This window comes from Pseudomonas sp. EB271-G4-1, from assembly GCF_058791355.1.
This window is the reverse complement of the sequence record NZ_JBYTEO010000021.1, coordinates 23537-44249: the sequence shown is the minus strand read 5'-3', so window position 1 is coordinate 44249 and position 20713 is coordinate 23537. Positions and strand designations below refer to the sequence as shown.

At 55.9% G+C, this 20713-nt stretch carries 15 protein-coding genes and 4 pseudogenes; 11 read left to right on the top strand and 8 right to left on the bottom strand.

The features are described 5' to 3' along the window. Positions 1–8: 8 nt before the first annotated feature. The 4 genes from AC3WWR_RS12665 to AC3WWR_RS12650 all read right to left on the bottom strand — a co-directional run bounded on the left by AC3WWR_RS12665 (position 9) and on the right by AC3WWR_RS12650 (position 5316). On the bottom strand, positions 9–1445 hold the full coding sequence (locus tag AC3WWR_RS12665) for an amino acid permease (protein ID WP_020797499.1): 1437 nt from the start codon (positions 1443–1445) through the stop codon (positions 9–11). A 134-nt stretch (positions 1446–1579) separates the two neighbouring features. Next, positions 1580–2848, bottom strand: coding sequence for a cystathionine gamma-synthase family protein (locus AC3WWR_RS12660; RefSeq protein ID WP_151142280.1), 1269 nt, complete (start codon positions 2846–2848; stop codon positions 1580–1582). A 438-nt stretch (positions 2849–3286) separates the two neighbouring features. After that, positions 3287–4648, bottom strand: a complete 1362-nt coding sequence (locus AC3WWR_RS12655; protein WP_492598739.1) for a heavy metal sensor histidine kinase — start codon at positions 4646–4648, stop codon at positions 3287–3289. Further along, positions 4645–5316, bottom strand: coding sequence for a heavy metal response regulator transcription factor (locus AC3WWR_RS12650; RefSeq protein ID WP_020797495.1), 672 nt, complete (start codon positions 5314–5316; stop codon positions 4645–4647). The genes AC3WWR_RS12655 and AC3WWR_RS12650 overlap by 4 nt, the downstream gene beginning before the upstream one ends. A gap of 150 nt (positions 5317–5466) precedes the next feature. On the opposite strand from AC3WWR_RS12650, the gene AC3WWR_RS12645 reads away from it, so the two are divergent. The 11 genes and pseudogenes from AC3WWR_RS12645 to AC3WWR_RS12595 all read left to right on the top strand — a co-directional run bounded on the left by AC3WWR_RS12645 (position 5467) and on the right by AC3WWR_RS12595 (position 15190). Further along, entirely contained in the window at positions 5467–5970 is a 504-nt protein-coding gene (locus AC3WWR_RS12645) for a GlcG/HbpS family heme-binding protein (RefSeq protein ID WP_492598738.1), read from the top strand. A gap of 10 nt (positions 5971–5980) precedes the next feature. Then, the gene (gene uraH / locus AC3WWR_RS12640; RefSeq protein ID WP_492598737.1) at positions 5981–6391 is read left to right on the top strand and encodes a hydroxyisourate hydrolase; all 411 of its coding nucleotides are present in this window, start codon (positions 5981–5983) and stop codon (positions 6389–6391) included. 363 nt (positions 6392–6754) lie between these two features. After that, positions 6755–7528, top strand: a pseudogene (locus AC3WWR_RS12635) (PAS domain-containing protein); the annotation flags it as partial. Positions 7529–7561: 33 nt separating this feature from the next. Continuing rightward, on the top strand, positions 7562–8071 hold the full coding sequence (locus AC3WWR_RS12630) for a methyl-accepting chemotaxis protein (protein WP_371106610.1): 510 nt from the start codon (positions 7562–7564) through the stop codon (positions 8069–8071). A 144-nt stretch (positions 8072–8215) separates the two neighbouring features. Beyond that, positions 8216–8410: pseudogene (locus AC3WWR_RS12625) on the top strand (DUF6482 family protein); the annotation flags it as partial. A 26-nt stretch (positions 8411–8436) separates the two neighbouring features. Further along, positions 8437–9975 carry a cryptochrome/photolyase family protein gene (locus tag AC3WWR_RS12620; RefSeq protein ID WP_492598736.1) on the top strand — a complete coding sequence of 513 codons (1539 nt, stop codon included), beginning with the start codon at positions 8437–8439 and terminating at the stop codon, positions 9973–9975. Beyond that, positions 9972–10093, top strand: a pseudogene (locus tag AC3WWR_RS12615) (DUF2256 domain-containing protein). Before AC3WWR_RS12620 ends, AC3WWR_RS12615 begins: the two are co-directional and overlap by 4 nt. Positions 10094–10142: 49 nt before the next feature. Then, positions 10143–11078: pseudogene (locus tag AC3WWR_RS12610) on the top strand (LysR family transcriptional regulator). Positions 11079–11248: 170 nt separating this feature from the next. Then, positions 11249–12700 carry an FAD-dependent tricarballylate dehydrogenase TcuA gene (tcuA, locus tag AC3WWR_RS12605; protein ID WP_020797488.1) on the top strand — a complete coding sequence of 484 codons (1452 nt, stop codon included), beginning with the start codon at positions 11249–11251 and terminating at the stop codon, positions 12698–12700. Beyond that, on the top strand, positions 12687–13844 hold the full coding sequence (gene tcuB / locus AC3WWR_RS12600; RefSeq protein WP_020797487.1) for a tricarballylate utilization 4Fe-4S protein TcuB: 1158 nt from the start codon (positions 12687–12689) through the stop codon (positions 13842–13844). Before tcuA ends, tcuB begins: the two co-directional genes overlap by 14 nt. A gap of 47 nt (positions 13845–13891) precedes the next feature. Continuing rightward, a complete protein-coding gene (locus AC3WWR_RS12595; protein WP_020797486.1) occupies positions 13892–15190 on the top strand; it encodes an MFS transporter in 1299 nt (432 codons plus the stop codon). A 190-nt stretch (positions 15191–15380) separates the two neighbouring features. Here AC3WWR_RS12595 and AC3WWR_RS12590 read toward each other — a convergent pair whose 3' ends face one another. The 4 genes from AC3WWR_RS12590 to AC3WWR_RS12575 form a co-directional block, all read right to left on the bottom strand. Further along, the gene (locus AC3WWR_RS12590; protein ID WP_083349081.1) at positions 15381–16634 is read right to left on the bottom strand and encodes an OprD family porin; all 1254 of its coding nucleotides are present in this window, start codon (positions 16632–16634) and stop codon (positions 15381–15383) included. Positions 16635–16727: 93 nt separating this feature from the next. Then, a complete protein-coding gene (locus AC3WWR_RS12585) occupies positions 16728–18032 on the bottom strand; it encodes a CitMHS family transporter (RefSeq protein WP_020797484.1) in 1305 nt (434 codons plus the stop codon). Between the two features lie 149 nt (positions 18033–18181). After that, positions 18182–19513 carry a C4-dicarboxylate transporter DctA gene (gene dctA, locus AC3WWR_RS12580; RefSeq protein WP_033043348.1) on the bottom strand — a complete coding sequence of 444 codons (1332 nt, stop codon included), beginning with the start codon at positions 19511–19513 and terminating at the stop codon, positions 18182–18184. A 44-nt stretch (positions 19514–19557) separates the two neighbouring features. Then, entirely contained in the window at positions 19558–20640 is a 1083-nt protein-coding gene (locus AC3WWR_RS12575; protein WP_033043347.1) for a 4-oxalomesaconate tautomerase, read from the bottom strand. Positions 20641–20713 lie beyond the last annotated feature (73 nt).

Below are 20713 nucleotides of genomic sequence, written 5' to 3'. Positions count from 1 at the left end.
TGAGAAATTCACGCAGTGCTAGAAGAATGAGCAGCTGCGGCTAATGCCAACCTTTCTGCTCTCTTGTTTCGAGTGATCCAATAAACGAAATAGCACCACGCAATAAAGGGCAGGCCGAAATAAAGCGCCACTCGCTGCTCAGGATCAAATGCAATACCGACGCAGGCCAGGAGGCAGCACAACATTGCACCGATAGGCACCCACGGATAGCCACGCACACGGAAATGCAGGTCTTCAACGCGTCCGCCATTGGCAACGTATTGACGACGGAACGCGATCTGGCTTGCAGCAATGCTCATCCACACGACGACGACCGCCAGACCGGAAATGGACACCAAAGCCAAGTAAACCGTATCAGGGGCAAACACACTGCTGAGCAGAGAAGCCACTGCTCCTGCCATGCTAAGAACGATGGCGTTTACGGGCGTTCCGCGCCTGGAAAGCCTGGCGTAGCGCTTAGGCATATGTCCTTGATCGCTCAATGTCCACAGCATGCGCGATGCTGCATACAGCCCAGAGTTGGCGGCAGAAATCAGTGCAGTGAGAATGACAAAGTTCATAATGTCGGCGGAGTATGGGATACCAATCAACTCAAACACCATGACGAATGGACTTTCTACAAGTCCCGCCTGCTCCCGTGGCAGTAAGGTCGCAAGGACGAAAATTGTTCCCACAAAGAACAACGCCAAACGCACCACTGTCGTGCGGATTGCCTTCGGTACACTGGTTTGTGGATCTTTCGCTTCGCCTGCAGCAATTCCGATCAGCTCTGTTCCTGAAAATGCGAAGGAAACAGCCAGGAGGGTCATTGCAATGGGCAAGAACCCGGTGGGGAACAGCCCCTCACGAGTGAAGTTGGAAAGTCCCGCCCCCTGCAGACTCTGTACTTGCAAAAGTCCGATAATTGCCGCCCCCCCGATCGCTATGAACGTGATAACGGTCAGGACCTTAATCAGCGAAAGCCAAAATTCAGTTTCCGCAAACAACCGGACAGAGACAACATTGCTTAAGAAGACTGCAATGGCAAACAACGCACTCCAAATCCAGACCGGCGTTTCAGGAAACCACCGCACCATCAGTATACCCGCGGCTGTAAACTCTGAACCGATAGCGACTGCCCATGTGAGCCAGTAAAGCCAGGCCACTGTATAGCCGGTGCCTGGGCCAAGGTATCGCGTTGCGTAGCTACTGAACGATCCGGTTTCTGGCATCTGTACAGCCAACTCACCGAGACAGACCATGACTAAATACACCATCACCGCACCGATGATGTAAGCGATCACCGCACCGAGCGGCCCTGCCTGATTCACGGTGTAACCGGAGGTAAGGAATAACCCCGTACCAATCACACCGCCCAGTGCCAACATAACGATATGACGGGTTTGCATTTCCTTTTTAAAGCGCGAGTTTGGATCGGGCTGATTATTTTCTATACGCGTGGACATAGTTGTATTCTCATGAAATGTTCGGACAAAACTTGTAACTGGTTTTTTGGCAGTACAATTTTTTCGTCGCTGGATATTATTATTTTCATTCTTCATGAATGGCTTAAGATGAATATCGAAAGTCCTGCCTGCATTCAGGCTTCTATCTCAATGAAACGTTTGGCACTGTCAGCGTGAAGGATTGCATCATTTTGTTTACTTCGCACTAAAGCGAAGGCTTGCTTTAGATCAGCCAGTAAATCTGCTGAATCTTCAATTCCTACAGACACCCGAACCAGACCTTCGGAAATTCCAAGTGCCTGACGTTCTTCCGGGGTATTTTCCACATGACTGGTTGTCCGAGCAGGCCCATAAATAGTCTCGACCGCACCCAAATTACCCGCCCGATGCGCATATCTGAGCAGCGGGAGCAAACGAGTCACAGTGTCCATGCCGCCTTTAAGCACGAAGCTGACGATGGCTCCGAATCCGTTCATTTGCGATCGAGCAATGTCATGACCAGTGTGTTGAGGCAAGCCCGGATAGTTCACGGACTCTACCAACGGCTCGGTACAGAGGTACTCGGCCAAAAGTTGTGCGCTCGCCTGTTGCTGACGAAGGCGCAGAGCCAGAGTCTTGATGCCACGGATGATTAGATACGCCGAAAAAGGATCCAGCGAGGCCCCATTGATTTCGCGGTAATGGCGAACTTGAGACATCAGATGCTCAGCGCCGCACACTACACCGCCGAGTACATCACCATGACCGGACAGAAATTTGGTCGCGCTGTGCACAACCACATCAACGCCTAACGCGAGCGGATTCTGATTAAGAGGCGTCGCGAATGTGTTGTCCGCAACAATCAAAGCACCCACTCGCTTCGCCGCTGCCACAAGGCGCCGAATATCAACAATTTTCAGCGTAGGGTTCGTGGGTGTTTCCAAGTACAGGACGCTGCATCCTTTAGCAATCTCCTGCTCAAGAACCACAGTGTCGAGCGTATCGCAAAGGGTGACCTCCACCCCCATGCGTGGAAGGAACTCCTCAAAAATCTTGTTCGTACCACCGTAGCTGTCACGTGTAGATATCACACGCTGCCCATAGGATAGGAAGGTGTGTAGTACACCGCTGATTGCGGCCATTCCGGTGCTGAAAGCTACGGCAGACTCTGCGCTTTCGAGTTCACAGAGTTTATCTTCCAGGACAGAGACCGTGGGATTGCTCATCCTGCTGTAAATGAAGCCGGGCTCCTTTCCCAATGCCACGTCATACCACTTGTCGATATCGTCATAGCCGTAGGCGGCACTGACCACTATGGGTGCCTGGGTCGCATTATAGGGATGTTGAACCTGCTCTCCTCCCCATACGGCTCGAGTTCCCATCCCAACCTCTGAAGCTTGGACGGTGCGTTTTTTGTTTTCCATAAAGTTGTCTCGCATCAAGGGAAACACAACCCTTCCTGGTGGGCTTGGGAGGACTATATGGAAGGCTCGTGCTTGTGAAAAATCATGATATCTGGGAGTAAGGGGTGCTTTTTTTAATGGCTGGATGCCAGTTAAAGAGTGTCAAACCGTTACTGGCTGAGAAGTGCTCACATTCAGCTGCGCATGTAGTGGCTGGTATCGCGCCGGGCTACTTGAGCCGTTCTGTAGCCCATGGTCGGTATCCATTTCGTTTTCAAGCGGAACACGCGCTCCATTGGCGCGTTGACCCTCGCGCTCATGGCGGATCGCAAAGTTTGGGTCCCGGGCCCGGGCAATGTCTTCGGTGATCACCCGCTCGCGCCGAAACGCTGCGGTGCCGCAGGTGCCTTCCTGTGTTGTGAACCTCTCTCGCAGCGTTTTATACAGCTCTACCCGGCTTTAAAGAGGGAATTCCAAGTGAAAGGTCGTGCCTGCTTCAATGCTATCAACGGATACGCGACCGCCATGCAGTTGCATGATTGAGCGAACAATGGCCAATCCCAGACCACCGGAATCGTCGGGTTGATTGCGTGAAGGGTCGCACCGGTAAAAGCGCTCAAACAATCGCGGTAGATGTTCTGCTGCAATCGGCTCGCCGTGGTTGTGCACCGTAATTTCGAGCGTGTCTTGCGAAACCCTGCTGCTAATCGTCACTGCAGATTCGGGAGTTGCGTAGCGCAGCGCATTGGCCAGCACGTTAGCCAATGCTCGACGGATCAAGCCTGGATCACCCACCAACTGATCCTGAGTCCGGTTTATCAGTTGCACATCTCGCTCTTGCGCCACGCCTTCAAAATACTCACATAGCTGCTCGATCAGACCGTGCAGGTTGATTTGCTCGAATTTTACGCAAGCGTTTGGCTGCTCGGTGCGAGCAAGAAACAGCATGCTGTCGATCATTCTCGCCAGCCTTTCATACTCTTCCTGATTGGAAACCAGCAAGTTCTGGTAGTCCTCGATAGATCGACTGCGTCTCAGGGCTTGCTGGGTTTGTCCCATCAGGTTGCCAAGCGGGGTTCGCATCTCATGGGCGAGGTCTTCCGAGAAGCGTGAAAGCTGGGCGAATCCATCCTCAAGGCGTGCAAGCATCTGGTTGAGGGCGCTACAGAGCAGCTTGAGCTCATTCAGTTCATTGAACTGATCCAGCCGCAGATGCAGATGCTGCACATCGATTCCCGCTGCGCGCTTGGCCAGCAGGCGCACAGGGTGCAAGCCTCGTTGACTGACCCACCAGCCGAATGCGAACGCCAGCAGCGCACCGACTGACATGGCCACCCAGAGCTTGAGCCGGTAAGCCCCCAGCATTTGGTCGCGCTCCCCCAACAACTTGCCAGCAATCAGGGTCAAACCGCGATCACCCTCTATTACATCCTGCCAGGCAAGTCGCACCGGCTCGGAGGACTGATCGTCAACGAGGCGAGCGTGGGGTGCAGCCGGCAACTTTGGAAAAGTCATACCCACCGGGTTGATTTCGATCAACACCTTGCCGGTGTCATCGACAATCCATAGCAGACTGTCGCGATTGCCCAGCATGTTTTCGTAAAGCTTGGGCCGAGCTCGCAGTTGCTCGATGCTGTCGCTATCGCTGATCAATGCTTGCATTCGCTCCAGGCGTCCCAGCAGGGCCTGGTCGTCGCGCCACGCAATCTCTCGCTGTAACGATTGATAAAGATAAAAACCAATGGAGCCCAGTAACAGTGCGCTGACCAATGCGAACATGATCGCCAGGCGCAGGCTCAGGGTGCGCGGAAAAAGAGTCAAGATTGCACCTCAAGCATGTAACCGATACCACGCACTGTGTGTATCAACTTGAGCGAGTATGGATCGTCGACCTTGGCCCGCAGGCGACGAATCGCGACATCCACCACATTGGTGTCACTGTCAAAGTTCATTTGCCAGATCTGTGAGGCAATCAACGAACGCGATAGCACCTCCCCTTCACGACTGAGCAGAAGATGCAGCAGGGCGAATTCCTTGTTGGTCAGGGTGAGGCGCTCTCCGTTGCGCGTTACCTTGCGTCGCAACAAATCCAGGCTCAGGTCGCCAGCCACAAAATGCTCCACCTCGCGAGGCGGGCCACGGCGCAGCAAAGTGCGTACGCGCGCCAACAGCTCGGCATAGGAAAAGGGTTTGACCAGATAATCATCGGCCCCCAACTCCAGCCCTTTGACCCGATCATCAACCGAATCACGTGCGGTGAGAAACAGCACCGGGGTCTGCCACTTACGGCGGATGATTTGCAGCAATTGCCAGCCATCCAACCCCGGCAGCATGACATCCAGAATGATCAGATCGTACTCACTCTCCTGCGCCAAATGCTGGCCATCCAGCCCGTCAAGGGCGATCTCTACGACATAGCCCGATTCAGTCAGGGCTTTGCGCAGGTAATCCGCCATTTTCGTTTCATCTTCAACCACCAGGATACGCATTTTTTCCTCCAGGACTGGAGCACAGGCTAGCCCGCTTCGCTGATTTCTCACATTACATATTGGTAATCCGCAGGCAATCATTCTGACGGGGTGCTCTGTTCATGATGTCTGGCAATGACTCAGACAGACTCCACCCACCAAGGAAACAGCATGCGTAAAAGCCTATCGACTTCATTGCTGATCACACTCGCAATGAGCTCTGCATTCGCCGTTGCAGCCCCGGATCAAGTTGCGCAGCGCAAGGACGTGTCACTTGCAATGGCCAACGATTTGCTAAATGCCGCGCTGACGGCCTGTCACGCCGATGGCCGCACAGCCGTTGCCGCCGTTGTTGACCGAGGGGGCAATCTGGTTGCCGTGCAACGCGATGACAATGTCGGCCCGCACAACACGTTAGCCGCGCAACGCAAAGCCTATACCGCCCTCTCGACCAAGACTTCGACGCGTTTGTTAGCTGAACGCGCTCGCGCGAATCCGGACGCTGAAAACCTCAACACCCTTGATGAGTTGTTGCTGCTGGGCGGAGGCGTGCCATTGAAATTCGATGGTCAGGTCATTGGCGCCATCGGAGTGGCCGGTGCAGGGGGCGCTGCAAACGATGAAGGTTGTGCAGAGGTCGCTATCAACAAAGTTTTACCTGCCGTTAAAAACTAAGGACATCCCCATGACTGTATTGAAAAGCTTCTTCGTTGGCGCTGTATTGAGTGCCCTTTCAGCCCTTGCATCAGCGGCAACAAATCCATTGAGCGTGCATGTACTCAACTTGCAGGATGGCCTGCCCTCCCCTGGCGTCAATGTCACGTTGGAAAAACAGGACGGGAAAAACTGGGACATGCTCAACAGCGCGGCAACCAATGAGCAAGGTCGTATTACCGGGCTGTATCCGGAAGGTCGGGGCCTGGAGAAAGGTACGTACCGTGTCACCTTCAAAACCGGTGAGTGGTTCAAGGCGCACAAAACGTCCAGCTTCTTTCCGGAGGTACCCGTCATATTTGAGGTGGACGGCACTGTCCCGCACTACCACATCCCGTTGCTTCTCAGCCCCTACGGTTTCTCCACGTACCGAGGAAATTGATAGTTAAGCGATACCCAATGGTAGCCGCCAGGAGGAGAAGACAGCCGCCCTACTCGAAAGGGCGGCACTGTGGCCTGACTTTGCGGCGTCAAAACCTTGCGCGATAACCGGCTACGGAAATGACTTTAGGCGCCATCCGTGCGCCCCTTTCAGTCGGATATTGAGTGCTCTGCCAATCATGCGGCAGCTGCGAAAAGAGAGGGGCAAACGCCGATGCGCAATCCCCTACCCGATCAATGCGTGATTCGCGATCAACGTGCGTACCTCGTGTTTAACCACGGATTTACTTGTACAATCTCTATCGCTATGTATAAGTATTGCGTTTAATGAAAGTGCCAAGCAGTCCATACCACTGAGGTACATATGTTCAACTCGCAAATCAAAAAAGAACTGGCCATCAGCCAGCAGCGCTTGGCCGACTGCGAAGCCACCCTCGCTGCACTGGGTGGCTCCATGGCTCTGATTGAGTTCCAACCTGATGGCACTGTCCTCGACGCCAATACCAATTTCCTGAGACTAATGGGCTATCGCCTTGAGGAAATTCAATCCCGGCATCACCGCTTATTCTGTACGCCGACATACGCCAACAGCCCCGCTTATCAAGATTTTTGGTCGCGCCTGAGCAAGGGTGAGGTCATAAACGACAACTTCCTGCGCCTGGACAAACAAGGGCGTGAGATCTGGCTGGGGGCCACTTATAACCCAGTTCGCGACATATCCGGACGGGTGATCAAGGTCGTCAAGATTGCGACTGATGTCACTGCCCGGGTACAGAAGGAACAAGAGCAGGAGAGCCAAATCAAGGCGATTAACCGTTCCATGGCAACCATTGAGTTCAACCGGCAGGGAGAAGTGATCAGCGCCAACGAAAACTTCCTTGCAGTGATGGGTTACCGCCTGGATGAGATTATTGGCAAGCACCATCGTCTGTTCTGTGAGCATAGCGAAAGTGAATCCAACGAGTACCGACAGTTCTGGGAGCGCTTGAATCAAGGCGAATTTTTCTCCGGTAACTTCAAGCGCCTCAACAACCAGGGACACACCGTCTGGTTACGTGCGACTTACAATCCGGTTTTCGACGCCAACGGCAGCCTTTACAAATTCGTCAAGTTTGCGAGCGATATCACTGCTCAGGTGCTCCAGCAGGAAGCTGAGTCACGAGCCGCGCGCATGGCCTATGAGACTTCATTGAAAACCGACGGTACAGCGCGCGAAGGAGCACGAGTGGTGCAGGAGACAGTGGATGTCATGCAAAGCCTGGCTGGCGAATTGAATCACGCAGCCGAAGGTATCAATGCTGTCAGTCAGCAGTCGGAAGTCATCAGCAGCATCGTGCAGACCATCCGTGGCATCGCCGAACAAACGAATCTTCTCGCACTTAACGCAGCCATCGAAGCGGCTCGTGCCGGAGAGCAGGGTCGTGGTTTTGCGGTGGTCGCCGACGAAGTGCGCAATCTCGCTTCGCGCACAAGCCAAGCCACCATCAAGATTGTCGAGGTGGTGCAACACAATCGTGAATTGGCCAAGGGGGCAGTGACCAGGATGGAGGCGAGTAAAGACAAGGCAGAACAAGGCGTCAAATTAGCCGGTGAGGCTGGACAAGTGATCCTGGATATTCAGGACAGTGCTCGCCAAGTCGTACACGCGATCAGCAATTTCTCGTCGGCATTAGCACGATGATTCAGCCTTGCAGCCTTGTGCAAAGTCTTGTTTTGTCAGCATCAATTTTTTACCCAATGCGGCCTATGTTATGCAATACCTATACGCGACCATACCATCTGTACAATAAAGAGCATCGGCCACTGACGCTGTACCCTGAGCGTGAAGTTAACTTTACTGGACGATGTAGCGAAGCCTATGCACCTTCGTTCCATCAATCACCTGCGTGAGTTAATGCAGCTTGTCCCGCCATTTCCATGCGTGCTTGTGCAGCAGTGTGTCCATGACGAGATGTGCGGCTCACGTGAGGGTCCCATCGAGCCGTTGCGCATTCCTTTCTCCCTGGCTGCGCCTTGGTAAGTCACACTTACGCTGGATCCTGTCAAATGAACAAGACTCACCGACTATACCTGGTCTTGGGCGACCAGTTGTCCTTCGACCTGGCCTCATTGAAAGGGCTGGATGCGGAGCAGGATACGGTTTTGCTGGTGGAGGTAATGGAGGAAGCCAGCCATGTGCCCCATCACCCGCAAAAAATCACCCTGATCTTCAGCGCCATGCGCCATTTTGCCGAAGCGTTGAAGCAGCGTGGCATCCGAGTGCAGTACGTCACCCTTGATGACCCACAGAATAGCGGAACGGTGCCGGGCGAATTGCGCCGCTGGCAGACGCTGCTGCACGCAGAGGAACTGCACCTGACTGAGTGTGGTGACTGGCGCTTGGAGCAGTCGCTCAAGGACTGCGGCTTAGCGATCCAATGGCATAGCGATAGCCGTTTTCTCTGCAGCCGCGCCGAATTTTCGTCCTGGGCCAAAGATAAAAAACAACTGCGCATGGAGTTCTTCTACCGAGAGATGCGGCGCAAGAGTGGCCTGTTGCTCAATGGCGACGGCAGCCCGGTCGGCGGCTCCTGGAACTTTGATGCGGAAAACCGCAAGGCATTACCCAAAGGCGTGCGCCCCCCCTCGCCCGTGCGCTTTTCGGCAGATGCGATTACCCAGGAAGTGCTGGCGCTGGTCGTAAAGAACTTCTCCAGCCACTATGGCGTCCTCGACACCTTTGACTACCCGGTAACCCACGCCGATGCCCAGGCGTTATGGGACTATTTCCTCGATTGGGGCCTGGCAGCCTTCGGCGACTACCAAGATGCGATGGCCAGTGATGAGCCCTTCCTGTTTCACGCGCGGATCAGCGCTGCACTCAATATTGGCCTGCTGGATCTGCGTGAATTGTGCAATGACGTGGAAGCTGCTTACTGGGCGCACAGGATTCCGCTGAACGCTGCCGAAGGCTTTATCCGCCAACTCATCGGCTGGCGTGAATACGTGCGAGGGGTCTACTGGCTGAAAATGCCCGAGTACGCCAGCGGTAATCTGTTTGGCAACAGCAGGCCGCTTCCGGAGTTCTATTGGACGGGCGCTACGAAGATGAACTGCATGAGCCAGGCGATCGGTCAAAGTTTGAAACACGCCTATGCCCATCATATCCAGCGCCTGATGGTGACCGGCAACTTTGCGCTGCTGGCCGGCATCGCGCCGAGCCAGATTTGCGACTGGTACCTGGCGATATACATGGACGCGTTCGACTGGGTTGAACTGCCGAATACGTTGGGGATGGTCATGCACGCCGATGGCGGTTACGTGGGCTCCAAGCCTTATTGCGCCAGTGGCCAATATATAAAGCGAATGTCTGACTACTGCCGTAACTGCGCTTACAAAGTCAGTGAAAGTACGACGCACGACGCTTGCCCTTTCAACTCGCTCTACTGGCATTTCCTGATGCGTCACGGTGACCTTCTGCGTGGCAATCAGCGCATGAGCATGATTTATAAGAACCTTGATCGCATGCCTGAATCCAGGCAGCAGGCGCTATGGCAACGTGGCCAATTTTTGCTCGCGAAACTAGATGAAGGTGAGTCATTCTGAAAAAGAGTGAACGCCTGTCAAAGCATGCCTGGCATGCGGCCTTCCCTTCACATGGAGGAAGAAGTGGGCTCACGGCCGGGAGGAAGTGCACTACTGCCCGGAATGCTGCCATAGGTAGTCTTCAGACGTAGGCATTCCAACAACAAATTGACGTGGAGCAGCAACGCTTGGAATTAAGACAACTGCGTTATTTCGTAAAAATCCTCGAACACGGCAGCCTGGGACGCGCAGCGCTTGAACTGGACGTGGGCGTATCAGCCCTTAGCCAACAGATCGCGAAACTTGAAAGTGAACTGTCAACCCGCCTCCTTAATCGCACCACCACTGGCGTCACACCGACCAGCTCCGGTATGGCGTTCCTGCACCATGCCCAGCTGTGTTTGCGGCAGGCCGACAATGCGATCATGGCGGCTCACCGTGGGCGAATGAGTGGGTAAGTCACCGTCGGAATGGCGCCCACGACTGCCACTGTTCTCGCCCTGCCATTGATCAACGCGATGCGAGAGCGCTACCCGGATATTCAATTGCACCTGGTCGAGATGCTGTCCGGGCATTTGGCCACGCAACTCAATGCTCGCCAGATCGACCTGGCCATTCTGTTTCAACTCGAAGGGGGTAAGCGCTGGAGCGTGACGCCGCTGCTCGACGAGAAACTATTTGTCATCAGCTCACCTCACCTGCTCCACGCCCCCCAAGGAACCAGCGTGCAACTGGCGGATCTGGGTCAACTTCCACTGGTGATGCCGAGTGTGCAACACGGTTTGCGTTCTACGCTGATGGTTGCGTTTGAACGTTCGGGATTGGCGCCCAACATCATCATGGAAGTGGATGGTCTTGCCGTATTGATGAACGCCGTACGCGCAGGTCATGCCGCCACCATCCAGCCCGGAGCGGCGGCGGCGCTTAAAGGCGAGTCGGGACTTTCCGTGGTGGAAATTTCCGATGCTCACGTGGGTCGACGAAACCTGTTGGCGACACTGCCTGATGATGAACTGGCTCCCGCAGCCCTGGCGGCGCGGCTGGTCATCACTGATGTCGCGCGACAGTTGGTGATTGATCATCAGTGGCCGGGCGCTTCGTGGATCGAAGACGTCGCGCCATGATCTCTATGCCCCCTACCCCGGCTTTACGGTGAGCGCCAACCGGCAAAGCCTTTACGAAAACTAAACACCCCAACTCATTTCGCGCCTTTCGACAATAAGCTGACAGCACTACCTTCTCCCCACTCGCGAGGAGCACTTCGTTCATGCCTCCTTGCGATTGAGGAGTGATGATGATCGACGTATTAGTAATTGGCGGTGGCAATGCTGCCTTGTGTGCAGCGTTGATGGCTCGAGAGGCCGGCGCTAGCGTCATGTTGCTGGAAGGTGCACCAAAAATCTGGCGCGGCGGCAACTCGCAACACACCCGAAACCTGCGCTGCATGCACGACGCACCGCAAGATGTGTTGGTCGATGCCTATCCCGAAGAAGAATATTGGCAGGATCTGCTGAAAGTCACCGGTGGGATTACCAACGAAAAGCTTGCTCGTATTGTCATCCGCGCCTCGTCGAACTGCCGTGACTGGATGCGCTCCCATGGTGTGCATTTTCAGCCGTCGTTGTCTGGAGCCCTACATGTTGCGCGCACCAATGCGTTTTTCATGGGCGGCGGCAAAGCGTTGGTTAATGCCTACTTCCGCAGCGCCGAGCAGCTGGGCGTCAAGATCCGCTACAACGCACAAGTCACTGACATTGAGTTGAAGGGTGGAGAGTTCGTCGCGGCGTACATCGGTGAACGTGAGGTCGATGGTCAGCGTTTTCCCGCCGAGCGTATCCAGGCCAAGGCCTGCGTTCTGGCCGCTGGCGGATTCGAATCCAACCGCGAATGGCTCCGCGAAGCCTGGGGTCAAAACGAGCGCGGAGAATGGCCTTCAGACAACTTTCTGATTCGCGGGACGCGTTTCAATACCGGCGTACTGCTTCGGCGCATGCAGGCCCTGGGCGCCGATTTCATTGGCGACCCGACGCAAGCGCACATGGTGGCCATCGACGCCCGTGCGCCCCTGTATGACGGTGGTATCTGTACCCGTATCGATTGCGTATCGCTGGGCGTGGTGGTTAATCGCGACGGTGAACGCTTCTATGACGAGGGCGAAGACTTCTGGCCCAAGCGGTATGCGATCTGGGGGCGCCTGGTCGCGGGTCAACCCGGCCAACAGGCTTACTCGATCATCGACCAACAAGCCCTCGGCCGGTTCATGCCGCCTGTGTTTCCGGGCACTAAAGCCAACTCGTTGGAAGATCTGGCCCGCCAGTTGAAGCTTCCCGTTACCCAATTCGTCAAAACCATCGAGCAATACAACGCGGCCTGCCGCGTCGGCACGTTCGACCACACCGCACTGGACGATTGCCACACCGAGGGTTTGGCGCCCGCCAAAACCCATTGGGCCCGCCCGCTGGTAAAGCCACCGTTCTGCGCCTACCCACTCAAGCCCGGCGTGACATTCACCTATTTAGGTCTCGCTACCGACGAAACCGCCGCCGTTCACTTCAACGACAAGCCTAGCCCCAACCTGTTTGTTGCAGGAGAAATGATGGCGGGCAACGTATTGGGCAAGGGCTATACCGCCGGCATCGGCATGGCCATCGGTACCGCATTCGGTCGCATCGCCGGTGTGCAAGCCGCGGCTGCGGCCGGCTTCCTTACCCCTTCATTCACGGAGCCCCAACATGCAGCTGTTTGATCCCCAGGCACCGGGTCAATTGATACCGGTACTCAACCTTGAAGAAAGTGAAGTCCAGCGCCAAATGACCGTTTGCAATGCCTGTCGTTATTGCGAGGGCTTCTGCGCTGTATTCCCGGCCATGACAAGGCGTCTGGAGTTTTCTCAGGCAGATATCCATTACCTGGCGAACCTTTGCCATAACTGCGGTGCGTGCCTGCATGCCTGTCAGTACGCTGCCCCTCACGAGTTCGAAATCAATGTGCCCAAGGCCATGGCCAAGGTCCGCCTCGACACTTACGCCGAGTACGCCTGGCCACAGGTGATGGGCAAGTTGTACCGGCGCAACGGACTGACTTTGGCGCTGGCATCCGGTGCAGGGCTCGCGCTGTTTCTCTGCCTCACGTTGTTGGCGATGGGCAATCTGTTTACCGCAATGCCCGGGGGAAATTTCTACGGGATCTTCCCGCATAACACCCTGGCACTGATGTTCGGTGCGGTCTTCGGCTTCGCGGTACTGGCTTTGACGATTGGCGTGCGACGCTTCTGGCGCAACGTTTCACCGGCGGATGCGCCCCGCCAGGAAAAGACAGCCGCTGTGCTGGAGGCCACGGCCAACGTCGCCCAACTCAAATACCTGGACGGGGGTCATGGCGAGGGCTGCAATAACGCCGATGATCAATTCACCCAGTGGCGGCGGCGCTTCCACCACTTCACCTTCTACGGCTTCATGCTGTGCTTCGCCGCCACCGGTGTCGCCACGCTCTACCATTTCCTGTTGGACTGGTCGGCGCCCTACCCCGTCCTGAGCTTGCCGGTAATGCTGGGTATCACCGGTGGACTCGGCCTGCTGATCGGCCCCGCAGGCCTGTTGTGGCTGAATCTGCGTCGCCACCCCGAGCACGGCGACGAGAATCAGAAACCCATGGATCGCGGCTTTATCGCGCTGCTGTTTCTAGTTAGCGCCAGCGGCCTCGCACTTCTCGCGTTTCGCGACACCACTGCCCTGGGCCTGCTGCTGGCGATCCATCTCGGCCTGGTCATGGCGTTTTTCCTGACCATGCCCTACAGCAAATTCGCCCATGGCATTTTCCGCAGCGCCGCGCTGCTCAAATACTCCATCGAAAAACGCCAACCGAACCCGATCAACGCTGGAAGCGACTGATCGTTGAGCCATCTATTCCAAAAACAATATTGATCACCACGGTAGCCATGATGAAAACAACAACTCAAGACACCCGATCCAAGGGGTCGAAACTGGGCGCCATCCTGCGTGTCACCAGCGGCAATTTTCTCGAACAGTTCGACTTCTTTCTGTTCGGGTTCTACGCGACCTACATCTCGCAGACTTTCTTCCCTGCCACCAGCGAGTTTGCTTCGCTGATGATGACCTTCGCCGTATTCGGCTCGGGGTTCCTGATGCGTCCGTTGGGCGCTATCGTGCTGGGGGCGTACATCGACAAGGTGGGACGGCGCAAGGGACTGATCGTGACGCTGTCGATCATGGCTGCCGGAACAGTATTGATCGCCTTGGTACCCGGCTACGCCAGCATAGGCATCGCAGCGCCGATATTGGTGTTGCTCGGGCGACTGTTGCAGGGATTCTCCGCGGGTGCGGAAATGGGGGGTGTTTCCGTGTACCTGGCTGAAATCGCCACGCCCGGACGCCGGGGTTTCTTTACCAGTTGGCAGTCGGCCAGCCAACAAGTGGCAATCATTCTTGCGGCTTCGTTGGGTTATGCGATTAACGCGTCCATGGACGCTGCGGACGTTGCAGCCTGGGGCTGGCGTATCCCATTCTTCATTGGTTGCCTGATTATCCCGTTCATCTTCATCATTCGCCGCTCGCTTCAGGAAACCGATGCTTTCAAAGCGCGCAGCCATCACCCAAGTGCCAGTGAAGTCTTTCGCTCGATGCGCGACAACTGGCGCACGGTACTGGCTGGTGGTCTGTTAGCGTCGATGACCACCACCACGTTCTATCTCATTACCGTCTACACCCCGACTTTTGGCCGGTCTGTACTGAACCTGAGCACCAGCGACAGTCTGGTGGTCACGCTCTTCGTCGGCCTGAGCAACTTCATCTGGCTACCCATCGGCGGTACGATCTCTGATCGCATTGGTCGCCGCCCCTTGTTGCTGGCGGTCAGCTTGCTGTGCATCTTCACCGCCTATCCCGCCATGCATTGGCTGGCCGCGGCGGCAAGCTTCGAACGACTGCTCGCCGTGCTGCTGTACTTCTCTTTTTTCTTTGGCATTTACAACGGCGCGATGGTTGCGGCATTGACCGAGGTAATGCCGCAGAACGTACGAGTCGTAGGATTTTCACTGGCATTCAGTTTGGCAACGGCTGTGTTTGGCGGTTTTACACCCGCCATCTCAACAATCCTGGTACAGGCAACAGGAGACAAGGCGTCGCCCGCCTACTGGCTGATGTTTGCTGCGGTGTGTGGGTTCACAGCGACGACGATCCTGTATCGCAGGCAAAAAGCAGTGCCAGTCAACGCTTGATCAAAGATAGGTTTCGGCGGAATTCAGGGCTTTGCGCTGAATAGATATCGCGCCCTGGCCTGCATTGAGTCCTCTTCGTCTCAATGCAGGCCAACAACCTACCTATCCTTTCCAGAGCCCTGCTCCACGGTGCCCAAACCTAAAACCAGAGCAAACAACATCTCGGGTGCGCGAGGCCGCGATCAGGGGATCACCAAAGAACGATGTCGTAGGTAAAGTAGACCCGGTTGCTGTCTCGGCCACGGGAATAATCCGAACGGTAAACGTAGTTACGCAACCGCACACCCAGGCCTTTGAAGGTGCCTTGCTGTACGACGTAAGCCAGTTCGGCATCACGCTCCCACTCTTTTACCGTGGTGTTGGATTTACCGTCGTTGCCGCTCAAATAGCGGGTGGAGAACGTCAGGCCCGGCACACCAACGGCAGCAAAGTTATAGCCGTAATTGAGCATCCAGGTTTTTTCATCTTCCTCGACGAACTTGCCTATCCCGGCGTTGCTGAACGAGTAAACCGTAGCGCCACTGATAAAGGGCAAACCAGCATCACCACTCAGGGTCTGGTATCCGCCACCGAAGGTATGGCCGGAGATGGCGTAGGACAGTTGCCCGCTCAGCATGTTGTTGTCGATCTTGCCGCTGTAGGCAGAACCGGTATCAACACTGTTGAAGTAGCGCAAATCACTGGTCAGCACGCCGCCGCCCAACGGAAGATCGTGCTGGATACCCGCAAAATTCTGACGGTAGAAATTTTCCAGCTCGCCGTAGAAGTAACTCAAGCGAATGGTTTTCCCCAGCTTGTACTCGGCCCCTGCGTAGCTGAAGTCGCCTGATTTATCACCGCCATAACCGTCGGGCACAATCGGCATGCTGTCGGTGGAATCACGCTGTTTGAATCGATCCAGGTAGCCCCCGGTGAGGGTGAGGTTGTCGATGTCGACGCTACTGATATGTGTGCCCTGGAACGTTTGCGGCAATAGTCGCGCATCGTTGTAGATCAGCACCGGAGTCTTGGGTAACAAGGTGCCGTATTTGACCGTGGTCTTCGCCAATTGGGCCTTGGCGGTCATGCCCAGGCTTGAAAACTCGTCAGCCGCACGTCCGTCATCATGGACAGGCAACAAGCCAGTGCCGCTACGGCCCCGGCCGGAGTCAAGCTTGACCCCGAGCAGGCCAAGGGCATCCACACCAAACCCGATGGTGCCGGGGGTAAACCCTGACTGGTAATCCAACAGGAATCCCTGGGCCCACTCGGTTCGCTCGCTCTTCGCCGTCCTTGCCGATTTGGCACTCAAACCATGCTCGTCGCGGAAATTTTCATTGAAATAGACATTACGCAATTGCAGCTTGAGCTTGCTGTCATCGATAAATCCTTGCGCACTGGCACTGGCCAGCGGCATCAAACAAAGAAGTGGAAATAGCGCCCGTTGGGTGTGCAAAGTGGTCATGACAAGCTACTCATTGTTGTTTTTTTGGAGTGCAGGACAGCGCGCGCCTCACTGGCGAGGCGCGTCGGGAAAAAGCAAGTGGTGTTGGGGGAATCAGGTGAAGAGACTGATCGCCCCGGTCAACAGCGCTAGCGCGGTAATCACCAGGGAAGTGAGCACCGCCCATTTGACGGTGGCTTTCTGGAAGTCGCCGATATCGCGATCAACCATTCCCACCAGCAACAGGGTTGAAGCTACCAACGGACTCATCAGGTGTACTGGCTGGCCGAGAATCGATGCGCGGGCGATCTCCACCGGATCAATGCCATACGCCGCAGCGGCATTCGCCAGGATGGGCACCACACCGAAATAGTAAGCATCGTTGGACAGGACGAAGGTCAGCGGCATGCTGGTAATCGCCACTACCAGTGGGAACAGATGCCCCCAAGACGGTGGAATCCAGTCAACCAGGGTTTGCGCCAGCGAGTCGACCATCTTGGTGCCGGAAAAAATCCCGGCAAAGATACCGGCGGCAAACACCAGGAGTACGACTGTCATCGCGTTGCCCGAATGGGCAAGGATGCGTTCCTTCTGAATATCCAGTTGCGGATAGTTGATCATCAGCGCCAGTACGAATCCGATCAGGAACAGGATCGCGGAATGCATGATCCCCATCACCAGCGCTACCATCACCACGATCACCAACAGCAGGTTGACGTAGGCCAGCTTCGGGCGCTTGTGCGGAGTGTCTTCAAGAATCGCCTTGATGTAGCAATCACCGCCGCCGCTTTCCAGTTGGATATTACCGATACGCTTGCGCTCGGCACGGCCCAGCAGGAAGGCAGTGAAGACCACCCACATTGCACCGCCGATCATGGTCGGCAGCAAGGGAACGAAGTAGGCGCCGGCATCCAGGCCCAGCGCCGCGATCGCTCGGGTCGCGGGCCCTCCCCAAGGGGTCATGCCACTCATGATGCTCAGAGATAGCATGGCAATGGTCGCCAGGATCATTGGATTCATCCCGATACGTTTGTACAGGGGAAGCATTGCCGCACAGGTAATCATGTAGGTGGTGGTGCCATCACCGTCCAGAGCTACCAGCAGCGACAACAACGCTGTGCCGACCGCGATTTTCATCGGGTCGCCGTTGACGCGCTTGAGGATCTTGCGAATCAGTGGGTCAAACAGGCCGGCGTCGATCATCAAGCCAAAAAACAAGATCGCGAACAGCAGGAGCGCGGCCGAAGGTGCGACCATTTTCAAGCCGTCGAGCATCATCTTGCCGGTAGTGCCCCCAAAACCGCCAATGACGGCAAACACAATCGGCACCACTGTCAGGGCGACAATCGGCGACAACCGTTTGGTCATTATCAGGACTGTGAAGACCACCACCATGGCCAAGCCAAGCAATGCGAGCATAGTTAAGTTCTCTTGTTCTTATGAGTAGCGTGGCCGACGCACAGACGCACAGACGCACGACCCCGTGCCCGCCAGATGGCACGATCAACGGTACCTGGCGGGGGGTGTTAATTGAAGTATTGAAGGGGGCTCGATTCAGCCGTGACCGGTTAGACGTGTTCCGTGACCTTCAGGCCGTCCCAGTCCGGCGTCTGGACTTGGGTAGAGGCCACCGCGGGCAAAGGTGTGCCGTCCAGGGTGCGCATCAAGGTCTCGCGGTCGCAGGCGTTCTCCGAGATGGACATCACCACGGTAGCCACCGCGTTGCTCGCCAGACTGGTCAATGCCCGGGCTTCCGACATGAAGCGGTCGATACCGATCAGCAGGGCGAGGCCGGCCAGGGGAATATCATGGATCACGGTGAGTGTCGAAGCCAGCGCGACAAAACCGGCGCCGGTGACACCTGCGGCCCCCTTGGAGGACAAGAGCATGATCGCCAGCATGGTCACGGTCTGGGTCATGCTCAGTTCGATGTTGCAGGCTTGGGCAATGAACACTGCTGCCAGCGAGAGGTAAATCGCCGTACCGTCGAGGTTGAACGAGTAACCCGTTGGCAGCACCAACCCCACCACACCTTTCTTGCAACCCAGGGCTTGCAGCTTTTCCAGCATCCGCGGCATTACAGGTTCAGTGGAAGAAGTCCCCAACACCACCAGGAATTCTTCACGGAAGTAGCGCAGCAGCTTCCAGAGGCTGAAACCATTGGCCCGGCAAATGCTCCCCAGCACCACAAAGACGAAGAACGCGCAGGCGATGTACAACGTCATGATCAACTTGGCTAACGAGCCCAGCGATGTAATACCGTACTGGCCTACGGTGAACGCCAAAGCGCCGAACGCACCGATCGGAGCGAAGCGCATCAGGTAGGAGAAGATCTTGAACACCATGTGCGAGGCGGATTCCAGTACATCCAGTACCGGCTTGCCACGCTCGCCGATCGCCGAGAGTGCAAAACCGCTAAGCACTGCGATGAACAACACCGGCAGTACTTCACCTTTATTGAAAGCCCCGATGAACGTGTCCGGGATGATGTGCATGAAAAACTCGACCACTCCCAGCTTCGCGGCAGAATCGGTGTACTGCGACAGGCCCTTGGTGCTCAACTGGGTAGGGTCAATGTTCATGCCCACACCGGGCTTGAACAGGTAGACCGACACCAGGCCGATGATCAAACTGATCACGGTCAGCGCCAGGAACAGCAGCATGGTCTTGCTCAACAGGCGGCCGAGGGAGCGTTTGTCGCTCATGCCGGCGATGCCGGTGACGATGGTGCAGAACACCACCGGAGCGATCATCATCTTGATCAGCTTGATGAAGGCATCACCCAGCGGTTTCAAGGCAATGGCCTGTTGCGACCAAAAATGTCCGACGAGTACGCCCAACAGCACGGCGAGGAGGATCTGGAAGTAGAGCGATTTTACAACTTTCATGGCATCACCCATTTTTAGAATTGTGCTGATGCAAAAACGGCAATGACTGGGGGGAATTATCCGGCGAGTCGTTGGGAAGCCGCGGCGTAGACAAAACCGGAGAACAGTCGGCGCGCTGTACGTACCACCGAGGCGCGAATGGTCTCACCCTGATCGCCGGTGTAGGACAATACGACATCTATTCCACCACTTGGATGTTCAATGCGTACTTGCTTCAAGCGTGGCTCGCTTACCCCGCCAAGCAAATGCGCGACCACACTGCCTGGCGTGACGCAAGCGGTGGCCAGGCCGATGGAACCGGTGATCGCCAAGGCCCGGTGGCAGTTGTGGGGCATGAAGTAGCGCACCTGGATTGTGCCGCCAGCCTTGGCCGGAGATACCAGCACGGGCTTGGGAATCACTTTATCGCTGACATCACCCAGGCCCATTGCCAGGCCGGCTTGCAGTCGCAAGGACTCCAGGCGACGCAGGAACTCTTTATCGGCATCCAGTTCAGCAGGGCTTTCATCACCCTGTTTACCCATTTGGCCAGCTTCGACGATCATCATCGGCATTGCCATGTCGATGCAGGTCACTGCGATACCGTCGATCAGGTCCTGCGTTCGCCCTGTCGGGAAAAGTTTACCGGTCTTGCTGCCCGCAGCATCCAGGAACGTCAGTTGCACGGGCGCGGCGGTACCCGGCACACCATCGATGGCGGTGTCGCCTTCATAGCTGACCGTGCCACCGGGGGTCTGAACCTCGGCGTTCACAAAAGTCCCGGTATTGAGGTTGCGAATACGCACACGGGTCAGGTCTTTGCCGGCTTTGACCAGCCCTTGCTCGATGGCGAATGGGCCAACGGCGCAGAGCATGTTGCCGCAATTGGGCGCGGTGTCGACTCGACGCTGGGAGACCATGACCTGAACGAACAGATAGTCGACATCCGCATCAGGATGCAGCGACGGGCTGACGATCGCCACCTTGCTGGTTTGTGGGCTACCGCCACCGATACCGTCAATTTCCAGCTCATGTCCAGAACCCATAAGGTTCAGCAGCAGTTCATCACGCTCTGCGATCGCAACAGGTAAATCCCAGGCGAGAAACACCGGGCCCTTGGAAGTACCACCGCGCATTAGCACACAGGGAATTCGTTGCATGAATACTGACTCTTGTTGATCAATGGGGGTTATTGATGTCTTGTGAGCAAGAGTCGCAGGCTTTCAAAATTGT

Coding starts and splice junctions, on each gene's coding strand:
- AC3WWR_RS12665 (WP_020797499.1), bottom strand. CDS start 1,445: ATGTCCACGCGTATAGAAAATAATCAGCCCGATCCAAACTCGCGCTTT.
- AC3WWR_RS12660 (WP_151142280.1), bottom strand. CDS start 2,848: ATGGAAAACAAAAAACGCACCGTCCAAGCTTCAGAGGTTGGGATGGGA.
- AC3WWR_RS12650 (WP_020797495.1), bottom strand. CDS start 5,316: ATGCGTATCCTGGTGGTTGAAGATGAAACGAAAATGGCGGATTACCTG.
- AC3WWR_RS12645 (WP_492598738.1), top strand. CDS start 5,467: ATGCGTAAAAGCCTATCGACTTCATTGCTGATCACACTCGCAATGAGC.
- uraH (WP_492598737.1), top strand. CDS start 5,981: ATGACTGTATTGAAAAGCTTCTTCGTTGGCGCTGTATTGAGTGCCCTT.
- AC3WWR_RS12630 (WP_371106610.1), top strand. CDS start 7,562: ATGGCCTATGAGACTTCATTGAAAACCGACGGTACAGCGCGCGAAGGA.
- AC3WWR_RS12620 (WP_492598736.1), top strand. CDS start 8,437: ATGAACAAGACTCACCGACTATACCTGGTCTTGGGCGACCAGTTGTCC.
- tcuA (WP_020797488.1), top strand. CDS start 11,249: ATGATCGACGTATTAGTAATTGGCGGTGGCAATGCTGCCTTGTGTGCA.
- tcuB (WP_020797487.1), top strand. CDS start 12,687: ATGCAGCTGTTTGATCCCCAGGCACCGGGTCAATTGATACCGGTACTC.
- AC3WWR_RS12595 (WP_020797486.1), top strand. CDS start 13,892: ATGATGAAAACAACAACTCAAGACACCCGATCCAAGGGGTCGAAACTG.
- AC3WWR_RS12590 (WP_083349081.1), bottom strand. CDS start 16,634: ATGACCACTTTGCACACCCAACGGGCGCTATTTCCACTTCTTTGTTTG.
- AC3WWR_RS12585 (WP_020797484.1), bottom strand. CDS start 18,032: ATGCTCGCATTGCTTGGCTTGGCCATGGTGGTGGTCTTCACAGTCCTG.
- dctA (WP_033043348.1), bottom strand. CDS start 19,513: ATGGGTGATGCCATGAAAGTTGTAAAATCGCTCTACTTCCAGATCCTC.
- AC3WWR_RS12575 (WP_033043347.1), bottom strand. CDS start 20,640: ATGCAACGAATTCCCTGTGTGCTAATGCGCGGTGGTACTTCCAAGGGC.